The sequence below is a fragment of the Kitasatospora sp. NPDC057940 genome (assembly GCF_042887425.1).
Lineage (GTDB): Bacteria > Actinomycetota > Actinomycetes > Streptomycetales > Streptomycetaceae > Kitasatospora.
On the sequence record NZ_JBHVPH010000035.1, the window covers coordinates 1 to 15,650 of the forward strand.

The window sequence follows — 15,650 nt, forward strand, 5'->3', positions numbered from 1 at the left end:
TGGCACGCTGTTGAGTTCTCAAGGAACGGACACTTCCTTCGGACCGCCTTCCAGCGGGCCCTCCGGGCGCTTCGTTCTTTCGTGTTTCAAGCTTACCAGATGTTTTCCGCTCCGTTTTCCGGAGTTTCATTTACCTGAGCGGCTTTCGCCTTTCGGCGCTCCCGAACTCTAGCAGAGTTTCTCGGGCCGTTTTCCGCGGTCATTCTCGAATTCGCATTCGAGAGACTTCCTGCGGGGCCGTCCCGTGGGGCAACCCGGAGAACATTACGCACCGGGCTGCCCCACGTCAAACCAGCCGTCGGAGGCTCAGACCTCGACGACGACCGGCAGGATCATCGGCCGGCGGCGGTAGTTGTCCGCCACCCACTTGCCGACGGTCCGGCGGACCAGCTGCTGGACCTGGCGGGGCTCCAGCACACCGTCGCTCGCCGAGCGGTCCAGGGCCTCCTGGAGCTTGGCGGCGACCGGCACGAACGCGTTGTCGTCGATGCCGGAGCCGCGGGCCTGGAAGGTCGGGCCGCCCACGATCTTGCCGTTGGTCGAGTCGACCGCGACGAAGACCGAGATGAAGCCCTCCTCGCCGAGGATCCTGCGGTCCTTGAGCGAGGCCTCGGTGATGTCGCCGACCGAGGCGCCGTCCACGTAGACGTACCCGGCCTGCACCTTGCCGACGATCCGGGCGACGCCCTTCTCCAGGTCGACGCAGACGCCGTCCTCGGCGATGACCACGCGGTTGCGCGGAATGCCGGTGGCGATGCCCAGGTCGGCGGCGGCCCGCAGGTGGCGCCACTCGCCGTGGACCGGCATCAGGTTGCGCGGCTTGCAGATGTTGAAGAAGTACAGCAGCTCGCCGGCCGAGGCGTGGCCGGAGACGTGCACCTTGGCGTTGCCCTTGTGGACGACCTTGGCGCCCCAGCGGGTCAGGCCGTTGATCACCCGGTAGACGGCGTTCTCGTTGCCCGGGATGAGCGACGAGGCCAGGACGACGGTGTCGCCCTCGACGATGCGGATCTGGTGGTCGCGGTTGGCCATCCGGGACAGCGCCGCCATCGGCTCGCCCTGGGAGCCGGTGCAGATCAGCACGACCTCCTTGTCCGGCAGGTCGTCGAGCTGCTTGACGTCGACGACCATGTTGCCGGGGACCTTCAGGTAGCCGAGGTCGCGGGCGATGCCCATGTTGCGGACCATCGAGCGGCCGACGAAGGCGACCTTGCGCTTGTACTCGTGCGCGGCGTCCAGCACCTGCTGGATGCGGTGCACGTGGCTGGCGAAGGAGGCGACGATGATGCGCTTGTCGGCGTTCGCGAAGACGTTCCGCAGCGCGGCCGAGATGTCCCGCTCGTGCGGGATGAAGCCGGGGACCTCGGCGTTGGTGGAGTCCACCAGCAGCAGGTCCATGCCCTCTTCGGCCAGCTTGGCGAAGGTCGGCAGGTCGGTCAGGCGGCCGTCGAGCGGCAGCTGGTCCATCTTGAAGTCGCCGGTGGCCACGACCATGCCCGCGGGGGTGCGGACGGCGACGGCCAGAGCGTCCGGGATGGAGTGGTTGACCGCGATGAACTCGCAGTCGAAGGGGCCGATGCGCTCGCGCTCGCCCTCCTTGACCTCCAGCACGTACGGCCGGATGCGGTGCTCGGCGAGCTTGGCCTCGATCAGGGCGAGGGTCAGCTTGGAGCCGATCAGCGGGATGTCCGGGTTCTCCCGCAGGAGGAACGGGACGGCGCCGATGTGGTCCTCGTGCCCGTGGGTGAGGACGATGCCGTCGATCTTGTCGAGGCGGTCCCGGATGTAGGTGAAGTCCGGGAGGATCAGGTCCACGCCGGGCTGCTCGTCCTCGGGGAAGAGGACGCCGCAGTCGACGATCAGGATGCGGCCCCCGTATTCGAAGACCGTCATGTTGCGGCCGATCTCGCCGAGACCGCCGAGCGGGGTGATGCGGAGGGCGCCCTCCTTCAGGGCCGGGGGTGCGCCGAGTTCGGGGTGCGGGTGACTCAAAAGACTCTCCTCACGACGCACGCCATATGCCCGGGGTCCTCCCCCTGAAGACATATGGCGTGCGTACTCAGTGTCGTTTTTCCTACTGGGTCGGTGCTCTCGCGCCGTCGGTCCGGTCCAGCGGCGGGCCCGTGAGGGTCCGGCGAGCCGGGGCGCGCACGTCTTCGTCTGTTACAGGTGTACCCCGCCGGCGGCGAGATCCTTCGTCAATCGTGCGATCTCCTCGGGAGTCGCGCCGACCAGCGGCAGCCGCAGCGGGCCGGCCGGCAGTCCCTGGAGCTCCAGCGCGGCCTTGGCGAGGATGACGCCCTGCGTGCGGAACATACCGCTGAACACCGGGAGCAGGCCCTGGTGGATCGCCGTGGCCTTGGCCACATCGCCGGCCAGGTACGCCTCGATCATCGCACGCAGTTCGCCGGCCACGACGTGTCCGACGACGCTGACCACTCCGGCGGCTCCGACCGACAGCAGCGGCAGGTTGAGGATGTCGTCGCCGGAGTACCAGGCGAGGTCGGAGCGGGCGATGGCCCAGGCGGCCGCGCCGAGGTCGCCCTTGGCGTCCTTGTTGGCGACGATCCGCGGGTGCTCGCCGAGGCGGACCAGCGTCTCGTGGCTCAGCGCGACGCCGCTGCGGCCCGGGATGTCGTAGAGCATGACCGGCAGCCCGGTGGTGTCCGCGATGTGCACGGTGTGCTGGTACAGGCCCTCCTGCGGGGGCTTGCTGTAGTACGGCGTGACGACCAGCAGGCCGTGGGCTCCGGCGGCCTCCGCCTGTCGCGCCAGCTCGGCACTGTGGTGGGTGTCGTTGGTGCCGACGCCGGCCACCACGTGGGCGCGATCCCCGACCGCCTCCACCACGGCGCGGACGAGCTGGGCCTTCTCGGCGTCGCTGGTGGTCGGGGACTCACCGGTGGTGCCGTTGACGACGAGGCCGTCGTTGCCGGAGTCCACGAGGTGTGCGGCGAGGCGCTGGGCGCCGTCGAGGTCGAGTCCGCCGTCGGCGGTGAACGGGGTGACCATCGCGGTCAGGACCCGGCCGAACGGCGTCTGGGGGGTGGAGGTCGGAGCCATGCGTCCAAAGCTACTCGTAGGCGGTGGGGCGGTAACCACACCGGTCCAGTGTTCGGACAGGGGCATACCACGCGAAGCGGCGGAAACAGGCGGTGACATGGGATTCCGGTGCTGCCCGCTCGGGGGTTCGGGCAGCACCGGAATCCGTGTTCATGAATGTAGGGAGCGGCTAGAAAAGCCGCAATCCAGACATGCGTGACACTCCGCCCATATGCCTATCGTCCCAGGTCAGGGAGCGACCCGGCCGTGCTTCTCGAAGGCCGCATGGGTGAGCGGCATGAGCCGCGCCCACTCCTGCTCCATCTGCTCGGCGACCATCTCGATCTCGCGCTGCGGGAACGACGGCACCGCCGAGTGCTCCCGCTTGGTCCGCAGCGACAGGAAGTGCATCAGCGAACGGGAGTTGCAGGTCGCGTACATCGAGGAGAACAGGCCGACCGGCAGCACCGCCCGGGCCACCTCGCGGGCCACGCCGGCCGCCAGCATCTCCTGGTAGCGCGCGTAGGACTCGCGGTACGCGGCCTCCATCGCCTCGGTGGTGGTCCGGTGCTGCTCGGGGGTGCCGTCGACGAACTCGTAGCGGCCCGGGCGGCCCTGCTGGACGAGCTTGCGCTCCTCCGCCGGGACGTAGAAGACCGGCTGCAGCTCGCGGTAGCGGCCGGACTCCTCGTTGTAGGACCAGCCGCTGCGGTGCCGGTGGAACTCCCGGAACACGAAGATCGGCGCGCTGATGAAGAAGGTCATCGAGTTGTGCTCGAAGGGGGTGCCGTGCCGGTCCCGCATCAGGAAGTTGATCAGGCCCTTGGACTTCTCCGGGTCCTGCTGGACCGCCTCCAGGGACTGCTCCCCCGCGGTCGAGACGCGGGCCGCCCAGATGACGTCCGAGTCGGCGGCCGCGCTGCGGACCAGCTCGACCGTGACGTCGCTGCGGAAGCTGGGGGCCGTCGGTTGGTCGCTCACGCGTTGCTCCTTGCGGGTTCGGTGCTGTGCAGCTTGATGGCGTGCTGCATGGTCTTGCGGGCGCGCGGGGTGTCGCCGGCGTCGGCGTACGCCACCGCGAGGCGGAACCAGACCCGCCAGTCGGCCGGCGCGGCCTCCGCCTCGGTCTGTCGGCGGGCGAACACCGCGTCGGCCGAGGCCCGGTCGATCCGCCCGCCGGTGGTGCGCTGGAGCTCGTCCACCGGCAGGCCGCCCTCGGCCTCCAGCTCCCGGGCGAGCTGCTCGCTGGCCCGGCCGAACCGGACGGTCTGGCGCAGGAACCAGACGCCGATCACCGGGATGACGAAGGCGCACAGGCCGATGCCGATGCCGAGCGGCTTGCCGGTGGCGACCAGCTGGACGCCCTCCCCGACGCAGAGGAGGGCGACCAGCAGCAGCACGCCGGACAGGACGAAGAATCCGGTACGGGACGTCATGCCGGGCTCACAGGTCCAGGAGGTGTTCGAGGCCCAGGGTGAGCCCGGGCGTCTCCACGACCTTGCGCACACCGAGCAGGATGCCCGGCATGAAGCTGCTGTGGTGCAGCGAGTCGTGCCGGATGGTGAGCGTCTCACCGGTGTCGCCGAACATCACCTGCTGGTGGGCGAGCAGCCCGCGCAGCCGGACGGCGTGCACCGGCACCCCGTCCACGTCGGCGCCGCGCGCGCCGGGCAGGCTGTGGGTGGTCGGGTCCTGCTGCTGCGGGCGGCCGGCCTCGGCGCGGGCGGCCGCGATCAGCTGCGCGGTCCGGGTGGCGGTACCGCTGGGGGCGTCGGCCTTGCGGTCGTGGTGCAGCTCGACCACCTCGACCGACTCGAAGTACTTCGCCGCGGTCTGGGCGAACTTCATGCCGAGCACCGCGCCGATGGAGAAGTTCGGCGCGATCAGCAGGCCCAGCTCGGGGGCCTGGTCGAGCCAGCCGCGGACGGTGGCCAGCCGCTCGTCCGTCCAGCCGGTGGTCCCGGTGACCACGTGGATGCCGTGGTGCAGGCAGTAGTCGAGGTTGCCCATCACCGAGTCCGGGTGGGTGAGTTCGACGGCGACCTGGACGCCGGCCTCGGTCAGCTCCGCCGGCTCGGACCCGCGGCCCAGGGTGGCCACCAGTTCGAGGTCCGGCGCGGCCTCGACGGCCTTGACCGCCTCGGAGCCGATCCGACCGTTGGCACCGATCACGGCGACACGCAGCGTCATAGCGAAATGTCCTCTCACACCAGCAGATCGGCGAGCTTGGCGGCCCGCTTGTCGTTGACCGGTCCGATCAGCGCCAGCGACGGCCGGTACGCGCCCAGCACATCACGGGCCACCGCGTGGACGTCGTCCAGGGTCACGGCCGCGATCCGCGCCAGCATCTCGTCCACCGACAGGTGGTGTCCGTAGCTGAGCTCGGCCTTGCCGATCCGGTTCATCAGCGAGCCGGTGTCCTCCATGCCCAGCACGGTGGAGCCGGAGATCTGGCCGATCGCGCGCCGCAGCTCCTCCTCGGTGATGCCCTCGGCGACCACCTTGGCCAGCTCCGCGCGGCAGATCCGCAGCACCTCCTCGACCCGCTTGGGCTGGCAGCCGGCGTAGATGCCGAACAGGCCGCTGTCCGCGTAGGACGAGGAGTACGAGTACACCGAGTACGCCAGGCCGCGCTTCTCCCGCACCTCCTGGAACAGCCGGGAGCTCATCCCGCCGCCGAGGGCCGCGTTGAGCACGCCCATCGCCCAGCGGCGCTCGTCGTGCCGCGGCACCCCGGGCACGCCCAGCACCAGGTGGGCCTGCTCGGTGGAGCGGTTGAGCACCTCGACCCGGCCGGCCGTGCGCAGCGCCTTGACGCCGCGGCGGGCCTCGGCGGGGGCCGCGTCGGAGCGGGCCAGCACCGCCGCGAAGGCCTGCTCGACCTGCTTGACCACGGTGTGGTGGTCGAGGTTGCCGGCGGCCGAGACGACCAGGTTCTCGGGCCGGTAGCGGCGGCGGTAGAAGCCGGCGATCTGCTCCCGGGTGAGCACCTTGATGGTCTCCTGGGTGCCCAGGATGGGGCGGCCGAGCGGGCCGCTGCCGAAGATCACCTTGGCGAACAGGTCGTGCACCACGTCGCCCGGGTCGTCCTCGGCCATCGCCATCTCCTCGAGGATGACGCCGCGCTCGGCGTCGACGTCCTCGGAGCGGATCAGCGAGCCGGTGACCATGTCGCAGACCACGTCGATGGCCAGCGGCAGGTCGGTGTCCAGGACCCGGGCGTAGTAGCAGGTGTTCTCCTTCGCGGTGAAGGCGTTCATCTCACCGCCGACCGCGTCCAGGGCAGCCGAGATGTCCAGCGCGCTGCGCCGCGCGGTGCCCTTGAAGAGCAGGTGCTCCAGGTAGTGGGTGGCGCCGTTGAGCTGCGGGGTCTCGTCCCGCGAGCCGACGCCGACCCAGATGCCGAAGGTGGCGGAGCGCACCGTCGGCAGGGTCTCGGTGACGACCCGAAGGCCGCCGGGGAGGACGGTGCGGCGCACCGTGCCGGCGCCGTCGGCGCCCTTGAGCAGGGTCCGGGTGGAGCCGGGGCGCTGCTTCGCCGCCGGGGCCTGAGCCACGGGGGGTACCTCCAGAGGAAACGCGCGTGGGAACGCATGGACGAACGCGGGGGCAACAGGGTGCGGCCCGCACGCCGGGAGGCGTACGGGCCGCAAGGGTCAGCTAGCGGCGCTTCACTCGGAAGCGGTCTCGCCGGCTTCCTCGCCCTCGACGACGGGGATGAGGGAGAGCTTGCCGCGCGGGTCGATCTCGGCGATCTCGACCTGCACCTTGGCGCCGACACCGAGGACGTCCTCGACGTTCTCGACGCGCTTGCCGCCGGCCAGCTTGCGGATCTGCGAGATGTGCAGCAGGCCGTCCTTGCCCGGCATGAGCGACACGAACGCGCCGAACGTCGTGGTCTTCACCACGGTGCCCAGGTAGCGCTCGCCGACCTCCGGCATGGTCGGGTTGGCGATCTGGTTGATCGTGGTGCGGGCGGCCTCGGCGGCCGGTCCGTCGGCGGCACCGATGTAGATGGTGCCGTCGTCCTCGATCGTGATCTCGGCGCCGGTGTCCTCCTGGATCTGGTTGATCATCTTGCCCTTGGGGCCGATGACCTCACCGATCTTGTCCACCGGGATCTTGATGGTGATGATCCGCGGGGCGTTCGGGGACATCTCGTCCGGCGTGTCGATGGCCTCGTTCATCACGTCGAGGATGTGCAGACGCGCGTCCTTGGCCTGCTTCAGCGCGGCGGCCAGCACCGACGCCGGGATGCCGTTGAGCTTGGTGTCCAGCTGCAGGGCGGTGATGAAGTTGCGGGTACCGGCGACCTTGAAGTCCATGTCGCCGTACGCGTCCTCGGCACCGAGGATGTCGGTCAGCGCGACGTAGTGGGTCTCGCCGTCGATCTCCTGGGAGATCAGGCCCATGGCGATACCGGCGACGGCGGCCTTCAGCGGCACACCGGCGTTCAGCAGCGACATGGTGGAGGCGCAGACCGAGCCCATCGAGGTGGAGCCGTTGGAGCTCAGCGCCTCGGAGACCTGGCGGATGGCGTACGGGAACTCCTCGCGCGAGGGCAGCACGGGGATGATCGCCCGCTCCGCCAGCGCGCCGTGGCCGATCTCGCGGCGCTTGGGCGCACCCACGCGGCCGGTCTCGCCGACCGAGTACGGCGGGAAGTTGTAGTTGTGCATGTAGCGGCGACGCGTCTCCGGGGAGAGCGTGTCCAGCTGCTGCTCCATGCGCAGCATGTTGAGGGTGGTGACGCCCAGGATCTGGGTCTCGCCACGCTCGAACAGGGCCGAGCCGTGCACGCGCGGGATGGCCTCGACCTCGGCGGCCAGGGTGCGGATGTCGGTGACACCGCGGCCGTCGATGCGGACCTTGTCCTTGATGACGCGCTCGCGGACGACCTTCTTGGTCAGCGCGTTGTAGGCGGCGCTGATCTCCTTCTCGCGGCCCTCGAACTCGGGGAGCAGCTTCTCGGCGGCCAGCGCCTTGACGCGGTCCAGCTCGTTGTTGCGCTCCTGCTTGCCCGGGATGGTGAGGGCCTGGGCGAGCTCGTCCTTGACGGCGGCGGTCAGCGCGGCGAGGACGTCGTCCTGGTAGTCCAGGAAGACCGGGAACACGCCGGTCGGCTTGGCGGCCTGGGCGGCGAGCTGCGACTGGGCGGCGCACAGCACCTTGATGAACGGCTTGGCGGCGTCCAGACCGGCGGCGACGACGTCCTCGGTCGGCGCCTCGGCGCCGCCCTCGACCAGCTTGATGGTCTTGTCGGTGGCCTCGGCCTCGACCATCATGATCGCGACGTCGCCGTCCGGCAGGACGCGACCGGCGACGACCATGTCGAAGACGGCCGACTCCAGCTCGCTGTGGGTCGGGAAGGCCACCCACTGGCCGTTGATCAGCGCGACGCGGACGCCGCCGATCGGGCCGGAGAACGGCAGGCCCGCCAGCTGGGTGGAGGCGGAGGCGGCGTTGATGGCCACCACGTCGTACAGGTGGTCGGGGTTGAGCGCCATGACGGTGCAGACGACCTGGACCTCGTTGCGCAGGCCCTTGACGAAGGACGGGCGCAGCGGGCGGTCGATCAGGCGGCAGGTGAGGATCGCGTCCTCGGAGGGCCGGCCCTCACGACGGAAGAACGAGCCGGGGATGCGGCCCGCGGCGTACATGCGCTCCTCGACGTCCACGGTCAGCGGGAAGAAGTCGAAGTGCTCCTTCGGCTGCTTGGACGCGCTGGTGGCCGACAGCACCATGGTGTCGTCGTCCAGGTAGGCCACGGCGGAGCCGGCGGCCTGACGGGCCAGACGGCCGGTCTCGAAGCGGATGGTACGGGTGCCGAAGGAACCGTTGTCGATCACGGCCTCGGCGTAGAACACGTTCTCTTCCACCTGGAAGATCTCCTCTTTCGTACGTCTCCGGGAGAGCGTCCCCGCGCTGCCTGCCGGCTGGCCCTGGCCCTCCTGACAAGGAGGACGGCAGTCGGGCCGGTCTTCGATCGAAGCCTCCGGGGTGCTCCGCTCGGTCTGCGGGGCTTCCGGGGGCCACTACCGAGGACCGGCGCCTCACGGCTGCCGGGCCGGGACGGGCGGTCCGCGTCTGGACGCTCTCTCGGATGCGGGCGGCTTCCGTTTGAAGCCTTCGGCCCGCGGGGGGTTCGGGTTCGTCTGCCCGGGTGGCGCGCTGGTGCGCCATCACCGGGCATGCCCACAACCCTACGGTGCAATCCTCGGCCACCTGGGGAGGTACGCGCGAGTTGTTATGTCCGGGCGCCGCGGCCCGGGGTGTCCGCGGCATACGCGCGAGGGGCGGCTCCCCGGTGTGGGGAGCCGCCCCGAGCGGCGGTCTTAGCGGGCGCCACCGGCGGCACCGCGGCGGATGCCCAGGCGGTCGACGAGCGTACGGAAGCGCTCGATGTCCTTCTTGGCCAGGTACTGCAGCAGGCGGCGGCGCTGGCCGACCAGGATCAGCAGGCCACGACGCGAGTGGTGGTCGTGCTTGTGGGTCTTGAGGTGCTCGGTCAGGTCCGCGATGCGGCGGGAGAGCATGGCCACCTGGACCTCGGGGGAACCGGTGTCGCCCTCCTTCTGGCCGAACTCGGCGAAGATCTGCTTCTTGACGTCAGAGGCGAGAGCCACTGCAACTCCTTCAGGGTGTACCGAGCGGTCCTGGTCGACAACACAGGACTCATGAGGACTCGGTGTCGTGACGGAGCGCGGCCGGCGGTCTGCGACCCACCGGAGGCGGACACACGGCTGCGCTCGAAGGCCAAGGGTACCAGTGCCGCCCACCCGGCCGGTCTGCGGGCCGGACGGGCCCGACGGGGCGGGCGGCACGGGCCGGCCGGTCAGCCGGTGGCGCCGCGGACCAGCCGGTAGACGTCCAGGACGGCGAGCGCCAGCGGGACGAGCGAGATCAGGGTCAGGCTGTCGACCAGGTCCAGGATGCGCCCCCAGAACGGGGAGACGCCGAGCCGGGGCACCACCAGCGCGATCGCGGCGAGCAGCGCCGCGCCGGACGCGATGGAGGCGGCCAGCCAGACGGTGCGCAGGTCGACCTCGGTGGAGCCGGCGGCGCGCAGGATGAACTGCGGGGTGTGCAGGGACAGGCCGATGATCAGCAGCGCCAGGCCGAGCAGCCCGGCGATGGTGAGGCTGAAGACCTGCGCGGTGTAGCGGAACAGCCGGGCGCGCAGCATCGTGGCCAGGCCCAGGGCGAGCGCGAGCAGCTCGGGGAACGTCCGGTCGGTGAACCCGAGGACGGCGCAGGAGCCGACCACGACCGCGGCGCAGCCGCCGACCAGGCCGACCAGGACCTCGTGGCCGCGGCGGGCCTGGTGGGCGATCCGCTCGTACTGGACGGCCTCGGCGCGCTCGGCCTCCTCGTCGTAGTCGCGGCTGCGGGTGCGGGTCTGGCCCGGGGCGCTGAAGCCGACGGGCAGCCGGGCGAAGCGGGCGGAGAGGCCGGGCAGGAAGCCGACGGCCGCGACGGCGGTGATGCCGGTGACGGCGGCGATGTGCCCGGCGGGGGTGTCGGGCAGCAGGACGGCGGCGAAGGTGGCGAGCGCGCCGGCGGCGGCGACCAGGGCGGCGGCGACGAACACCGCGTCCTTCTCGGGGAGCAGTCCGACCAGCAGCACGGCGACCACCAGGACGGCGACGCAGCCGGCCAGGAACTGGAGCCGGCCGGGGCCGTCCCACGGGTGGGCGACGGCGAGGACGCCGCTGCCGCCGATCATGGCGTGCGGCAGGGCGCCGAGGCCGAGTGCGAGGGCGGCGGGGGCGTCCTGGTAGACCCGGGCGCGGACGCCGGCCAGCGCGGTGAGGACGACGGCGGTGACGCCGGCCAGGACGCCGGGCAGGCCGTGCATGTCGTGGCGCAGGTCGGCGAACCAGAGCGCGAAGCCGAGCAGGACGAGCAGCAGCGCGGCGCCGATCAGGCCGAAGGCCCGCATGAGTTCGGCGTTCCAGAGCCGGCGGTCGGTCTCGACGGCGCTGGCGATCGCGTCGGCGACGTCGTCGTAGACGGCCGGCGGGAGGGACTCGGCGAAGGGGCGCAGCGCGAGCAGGTCGCCGTCGCGGACCTGCTGGGCGGCGAGCGGCAGGCCGCTGTCGAGGACGGTGCCGTCGCGGCGCACCAGGTGGAAGCCGGTGGGCGCGCCGTCGGGCTGGCTCTGGTTGGCCAGGCGCAGCACCTCGGGGTAGACGTCCGCGAGCGGGACGTCCTCGGGCAGGGCGACGTCGATCCGGCGGTCCGGGGCGACGACGGTGACCCGGCAGTAGCCGGTCGCGGCGGCGTTGCTCATCGCCGCACCTCGGTCCTTCGACGCACTGGGCGCTCCCCCTTGTTGACGGTGCCGCGGCACGGCGGCGCTCGGTGTGGCAGTGGAACCGGCCCGACCGGGCCGCGAGTTGGCGCGGCGTTACCCTACCCGCTCGGTTCGTGCCCGGCCCCGGTGCGGACCGGGCCCCCGGCGGGGGTGCGGACGCGGGCCTGGCGGGCGGTGCGGGGGCGACCGTTAGGATCGGCCCCTGCGCGCGGTACGGGGGGCGGCGCCGGGTGGTGCGTCCTCGCCCTGGTGGATCCCGTACGAGCCGTACGAGTCGTACGAGTCCAGTTGCGTGAGGGCTGATGCCGAAGTGATCGATCGACGCCGCGGGGTGGATGACACATGGGTGTGATCACGGTCAAGCGCCCGGGCCGGGCCTATCCGCCGGCGGTGCCGGACGAGCCGGTGGAACTGGTGGCCCCGCCCGAACTGCCCCGGCAGGGCGGCGAGGACTGGCTGATGAGCATCCTCCCGATGCTCGGCATGGGCGGCTCGGCGGTGTTCTTCTTCGCGCCGGGCGCGGCGGCCCCGATGAAGATCATGGGCGGTCTGATGGTCGCCTCGACGGTCGGCATGGTGCTGGCGCAGATCATGCGGGCCCGCAGGGGCGGTTCGACCGCGATGGCGGACGAGCGGCGCGACTACCTCAAGTACCTGCAGCAGATGCGCCGCCAGGTGCGCCGCACGGCGGAGCGCCAGCGCGGCGCGCTGCTGTTCCTGAACCCGGCGCCGGACCAGCTGTGGTCGATCGTGGCGGACGGCCGGCGGCTGTGGGAGCGCCGCACCGGGGACGGCGACTTCGCGCAGATCCGGGTGGGCCTGGGCCCGGTGCAGCTGTCGACGCCGCTGGTGGCGCCGCAGACCGCGCCGATGGACGAGCTGGAGCCGCTGTCGGCGGCCGCGATGCACTCCTTCCTGAAGGCCCACGGCACCTTGCAGGACCTGCCGCTGGCGGTGTCGCTGCGCGCCTTCTACCACGTCACGGTGTGCGGGGACGCGGACTCGGTGTACGGCAACGTGCGCGCGATGATCGCCCAGCTGACCACCCTGCACTCGCCGGACGACCTGCTGGTCGCGGTGGCCGCGGCGCCGGGCGCGGCGGAGGAGTGGGAGTGGACCAAGTGGCTCCCGCACAACCAGCACCGCAAGGAGGCCGACGGCGCGGGCTCGCGCCGGCTGATCGCCACCGACCTGGGCGAGCTGGAGTTCCTGTTGCAGGACGAGCTGGCCGGCCGCCAGCGGTTCGTGCGGGACGCGGCGCCCGCGCCGGACCAGCCGCACCTGGTGGTGGTGATGGACGGCGCCGGGGTGCCGCCGAACTCGCTGCTGGCGAGCCCCGAGGGCGTGCAGGGGGTGACCGTCATCGAGGTGGTGCCGGGCGACCTGGACGAGCCGAGCGGGCACCTGATGGTGACGGTGAGCCCGCAGGAGCTGGTGCTGCGCTCGGCCTCCGGGGCGACGTACACCGGCACGCCGGACCTGCTCTCGGTCTGGCAGTCCGAGGCGCTGGCACGGCAGTTGGCGCCGTACCGGCTCTCGGCCGGCGGGGACGACGAGCCGCTGCTGTCGAACCTGGACTTCACCGACCTGATGAACTCGGGCGACCCGGGCTCCTTCGACGTGACGCGCAGCTGGCGCCCGCGCGCCCAGCACGAGCGGATGCGGGTGCCGATCGGGGTCGGCGCGAACGGCGAGCACGTCTACCTGGACATCAAGGAGGCCGCGCTGGAGGGCATGGGCCCGCACGGCCTGTGCGTGGGCGCGACCGGCTCCGGCAAGTCGGAGCTGCTGCGCACCCTGGTGCTGGCGCTGGCGATGACGCACTCCTCGGAGATCCTGAACTTCGTCCTCGCCGACTTCAAGGGCGGCGCGACCTTCTCCGGCATGGCGGACATGCCGCACACCTCCGCGGTGATCACCAACCTGGAGGGCGAACTCACCCTGGTCGACCGCATGCGCGACGCGATCGAGGGTGAACTGCACCGCCGCCAGGAGCTGCTGCGCTCGGCGGGCAACTACGCCAACATCCACGAGTACGAGCGGGCCCGGGCGGCCGGCGCGGCGCTGGACCCGCTGCCCTCGCTGGTGCTGATCATCGACGAGTTCTCCGAACTCCTCACCGCCAAGCCGGACTTCATCGAGATGTTCATCCAGATCGGCCGGATCGGCCGGTCGCTGGGGGTGCACCTGCTGCTGGCCTCGCAGCGCCTGGAGGAGGGCAAGCTGCGCGGCCTGGACACCTACCTCTCCTACCGGATCGGTCTGCGCACCTTCTCGGCGGCCGAGTCGCGGGCGGCGATCGGGGTGCCGGACGCCTACCACCTGCCGCCGGTGCCGGGCGTCGGGTACCTCAAGTTCGGCGAGGACGTGATGGACCGGTTCAAGGCCGCGTACGTCTCGGGGCCCTACCGGGCGCCGGGGCAGCAGCGGTCGACCGGCGGGCGGCGGGGGAACGCCCGCCCGGTGCTGTTCACCGCGGCCCGGGTGGAGCCGCCGGAGCCGGCGGTGGAGGAGGAGGCGCCGCTCGCCCCGGAGCGGGACGACGCGCTGGTCGACACCGTGCTGGACGTGTTCGTGCAGCGGATGACGGGCCAGGGCCCGGCCGCGCACCAGGTGTGGCTGCCGCCGCTGGAGGAGGCGCCGAGCATGGACCACCTGCTGCCGCCGCTCCAGGTGGTGCCGGAGCGCGGGCTGACCGCGCCCGGCTTCCCGGCGGGCCGGCTGCGGGTGCCGATCGGCATCGTGGACAAGCCGCGCGAGCAGAAGACCGACGTCCTGGAGGTCGACTACGCGGGGGCGGCCGGCCACGGCCTGGTCGTGGGCGGCCCGCGCTCGGGCAAGTCGACGGTGGTGCGCACCACGGTGGCCTCGTTCGCGCTCACCCACACCCCGCGGGAGGTGCAGTTCTACCTGCTGGACTTCGGCGCGGGCAGCTTCCAGTCGCTGGCCGGGCTGCCGCACGTCGGCGGGGTGGCCGGGCGCCTGGACGTCGACAAGGTGCGCCGGATGGTCTCCGAGGTGCACGGGGTGCTGAACCGGCGCGAGGAGCTGTTCCGGGCCGCCGGGATCGACACCATCGGCACCTACCGGGCCCGCCGGGCGGCCGGGCAGCTGCCGGACGAGGCGTTCGGCGACGTGTTCCTGGTGATCGACGGATGGAACACCTTCAAGCAGGAGTTCGAGGTGCTGGAGCCGGTGATCGGCGACATCGCCCAGCGCGGCCTCGGCTACGGCGTCCACCTGGTCATCACCGCGGCCCGGTACGCGGAGGTGCGCCCGGCGCTGAAGGACCTGCTGCAGAACCGGACCGAGCTGAAGCTCGGCGACCCGATGGAGTCCGAGGTGGACCGCCGGGTGGCGCAGAACGTCCCGTCGCTGGCCGGGCGCGGCATCACCCCGGAGCGGCTGCACTTCCTGTCCGGCCTGCCGCGGCTGGACGGCTCCCGCACGGTGGACGACCTCCAGCACGGGGTGGCCGGCCTGGTCGCCGCCGTCGACGGGGCCTGGACCGGGCCGCGCGCGCCGCAGGTGCGGATGCTGCCGGCCGTCCTGGACGGGAACTCGCTGCCGAAGGGCTCCGAGCGCCCGGAGCGCGGGATCGCCTTCGGCGTGGACGAGGCCGAGCTGGCGCCGGCCTTCGTGAACTTCGAGACCGACCCGCTGTTCATCGTCTTCGGCGACACCGAGTCGGGGAAGTCGGCGCTGCTGCGGATGCTGATCAGGCAGATCACCGAGCGGTACACCCCGGACCAGGCGGGCATCGTGGTCGGCGACTACCGGCGCGCGCTGCTGGGGGCCGTGCCGACGGAGTACCTGGTGGAGTACGCGGCCGCGCAGCCGGCCATGGCGGCCATCGTGGACATGCTGCGCGGGGCCTGCGCGCGCCGCCTGCCCGGCCCGGACGTCACCGCCGAGCAGCTGCGCAACCGCAGCTGGTACAGCGGCAAGGACATGTTCGTGATCGTGGACGACTACGAGCTGGTCGCGACGGGCTCGGGCAACCCGCTGGCGCCGCTGGCGGAGTTCCTGCCGTTCGCCCGGGACATCGGCCTGCGGGTGATCGTGGCCCGCAGCGCGGGCGGCGCCGGCCGCTCGCTGTACGAGCCGGTGCTGCAGCGGATGCGCGAGCTGGGCGGGCAGGGCGTGATCCTCTCCGGCAACCGGGACGAGGGCGCGCTGCTGGGGACGGTCAAGCCGATGCCGCTGCCGCCGGGGCGCGGGGTGTACGTGTCACGCCGGGCGACCGGCGGGCAGATGGTCCAGACGGGCTGGCTGCCGCCGGCGTGAGGAC

Annotated in this window: 10 protein-coding genes; 1 reads left to right on the top strand and 9 read right to left on the bottom strand. The window is 71.7% G+C overall.

The annotated features are described in order from the left end of the window. Positions 1 to 306: 306 nt before the first annotated feature. From ACFVTF_RS34065 to eccD, 9 genes are all read right to left on the bottom strand, one after another. Positions 307 to 1,992 carry a ribonuclease J gene (locus ACFVTF_RS34065; protein WP_350887423.1) on the bottom strand — a complete coding sequence of 562 codons (1,686 nt, stop codon included), beginning with the start codon at positions 1,990 to 1,992 and terminating at the stop codon, positions 307 to 309. Positions 1,993 to 2,163: 171 nt separating this feature from the next. Continuing rightward, on the bottom strand, positions 2,164 to 3,063 hold the full coding sequence (gene dapA, locus ACFVTF_RS34070) for a 4-hydroxy-tetrahydrodipicolinate synthase (RefSeq protein ID WP_387817920.1): 900 nt from the start codon (positions 3,061 to 3,063) through the stop codon (positions 2,164 to 2,166). A 228-nt stretch (positions 3,064 to 3,291) separates the two neighbouring features. Further along, positions 3,292 to 4,023, bottom strand: coding sequence for an FAD-dependent thymidylate synthase (thyX, locus tag ACFVTF_RS34075; protein WP_363586537.1), 732 nt, complete (start codon positions 4,021 to 4,023; stop codon positions 3,292 to 3,294). After that, on the bottom strand, positions 4,020 to 4,478 hold the full coding sequence (locus tag ACFVTF_RS34080; RefSeq protein WP_363586536.1) for a tetratricopeptide repeat protein: 459 nt from the start codon (positions 4,476 to 4,478) through the stop codon (positions 4,020 to 4,022). Before ACFVTF_RS34080 ends, thyX begins: the two co-directional genes overlap by 4 nt. Positions 4,479 to 4,485: 7 nt before the next feature. Further along, entirely contained in the window at positions 4,486 to 5,232 is a 747-nt protein-coding gene (gene dapB / locus ACFVTF_RS34085; protein ID WP_387817921.1) for a 4-hydroxy-tetrahydrodipicolinate reductase, read from the bottom strand. A 14-nt stretch (positions 5,233 to 5,246) separates the two neighbouring features. Continuing rightward, positions 5,247 to 6,599 (bottom strand): pitrilysin family protein, encoded by a 1,353-nt coding sequence (locus ACFVTF_RS34090; protein ID WP_350887436.1) that lies wholly within the window; start codon positions 6,597 to 6,599, stop codon positions 5,247 to 5,249. A 114-nt stretch (positions 6,600 to 6,713) separates the two neighbouring features. Beyond that, positions 6,714 to 8,921 (bottom strand): polyribonucleotide nucleotidyltransferase, encoded by a 2,208-nt coding sequence (locus tag ACFVTF_RS34095; RefSeq protein ID WP_363586535.1) that lies wholly within the window; start codon positions 8,919 to 8,921, stop codon positions 6,714 to 6,716. A gap of 456 nt (positions 8,922 to 9,377) precedes the next feature. Then, positions 9,378 to 9,668, bottom strand: a complete 291-nt coding sequence (gene rpsO / locus ACFVTF_RS34100; RefSeq protein ID WP_063347607.1) for a 30S ribosomal protein S15 — start codon at positions 9,666 to 9,668, stop codon at positions 9,378 to 9,380. Positions 9,669 to 9,877: 209 nt separating this feature from the next. Then, positions 9,878 to 11,335, bottom strand: a complete 1,458-nt coding sequence (eccD, locus tag ACFVTF_RS34105) for a type VII secretion integral membrane protein EccD (protein WP_387817922.1) — start codon at positions 11,333 to 11,335, stop codon at positions 9,878 to 9,880. 366 nt (positions 11,336 to 11,701) lie between these two features. Between eccD and eccCa the strand changes: the two genes are divergently transcribed. Continuing rightward, positions 11,702 to 15,646 carry a type VII secretion protein EccCa gene (gene eccCa / locus ACFVTF_RS34110; RefSeq protein ID WP_387817923.1) on the top strand — a complete coding sequence of 1,315 codons (3,945 nt, stop codon included), beginning with the start codon at positions 11,702 to 11,704 and terminating at the stop codon, positions 15,644 to 15,646. Positions 15,647 to 15,650 lie beyond the last annotated feature (4 nt).

What these genes read in the sequence shown, in the direction of transcription:
- dapA (WP_387817920.1), bottom strand. Translation starts at nt 3,063, where the DNA reads ATGGCTCCGACCTCCACCCCCCAGACGCCGTTCGGCCGGGTCCTGACC.
- ACFVTF_RS34080 (WP_363586536.1), bottom strand. Translation starts at nt 4,478, where the DNA reads ATGACGTCCCGTACCGGATTCTTCGTCCTGTCCGGCGTGCTGCTGCTG.
- dapB (WP_387817921.1), bottom strand. Translation starts at nt 5,232, where the DNA reads ATGACGCTGCGTGTCGCCGTGATCGGTGCCAACGGTCGGATCGGCTCC.
- eccD (WP_387817922.1), bottom strand. Translation starts at nt 11,335, where the DNA reads ATGAGCAACGCCGCCGCGACCGGCTACTGCCGGGTCACCGTCGTCGCC.
- eccCa (WP_387817923.1), top strand. Translation starts at nt 11,702, where the DNA reads ATGGGTGTGATCACGGTCAAGCGCCCGGGCCGGGCCTATCCGCCGGCG.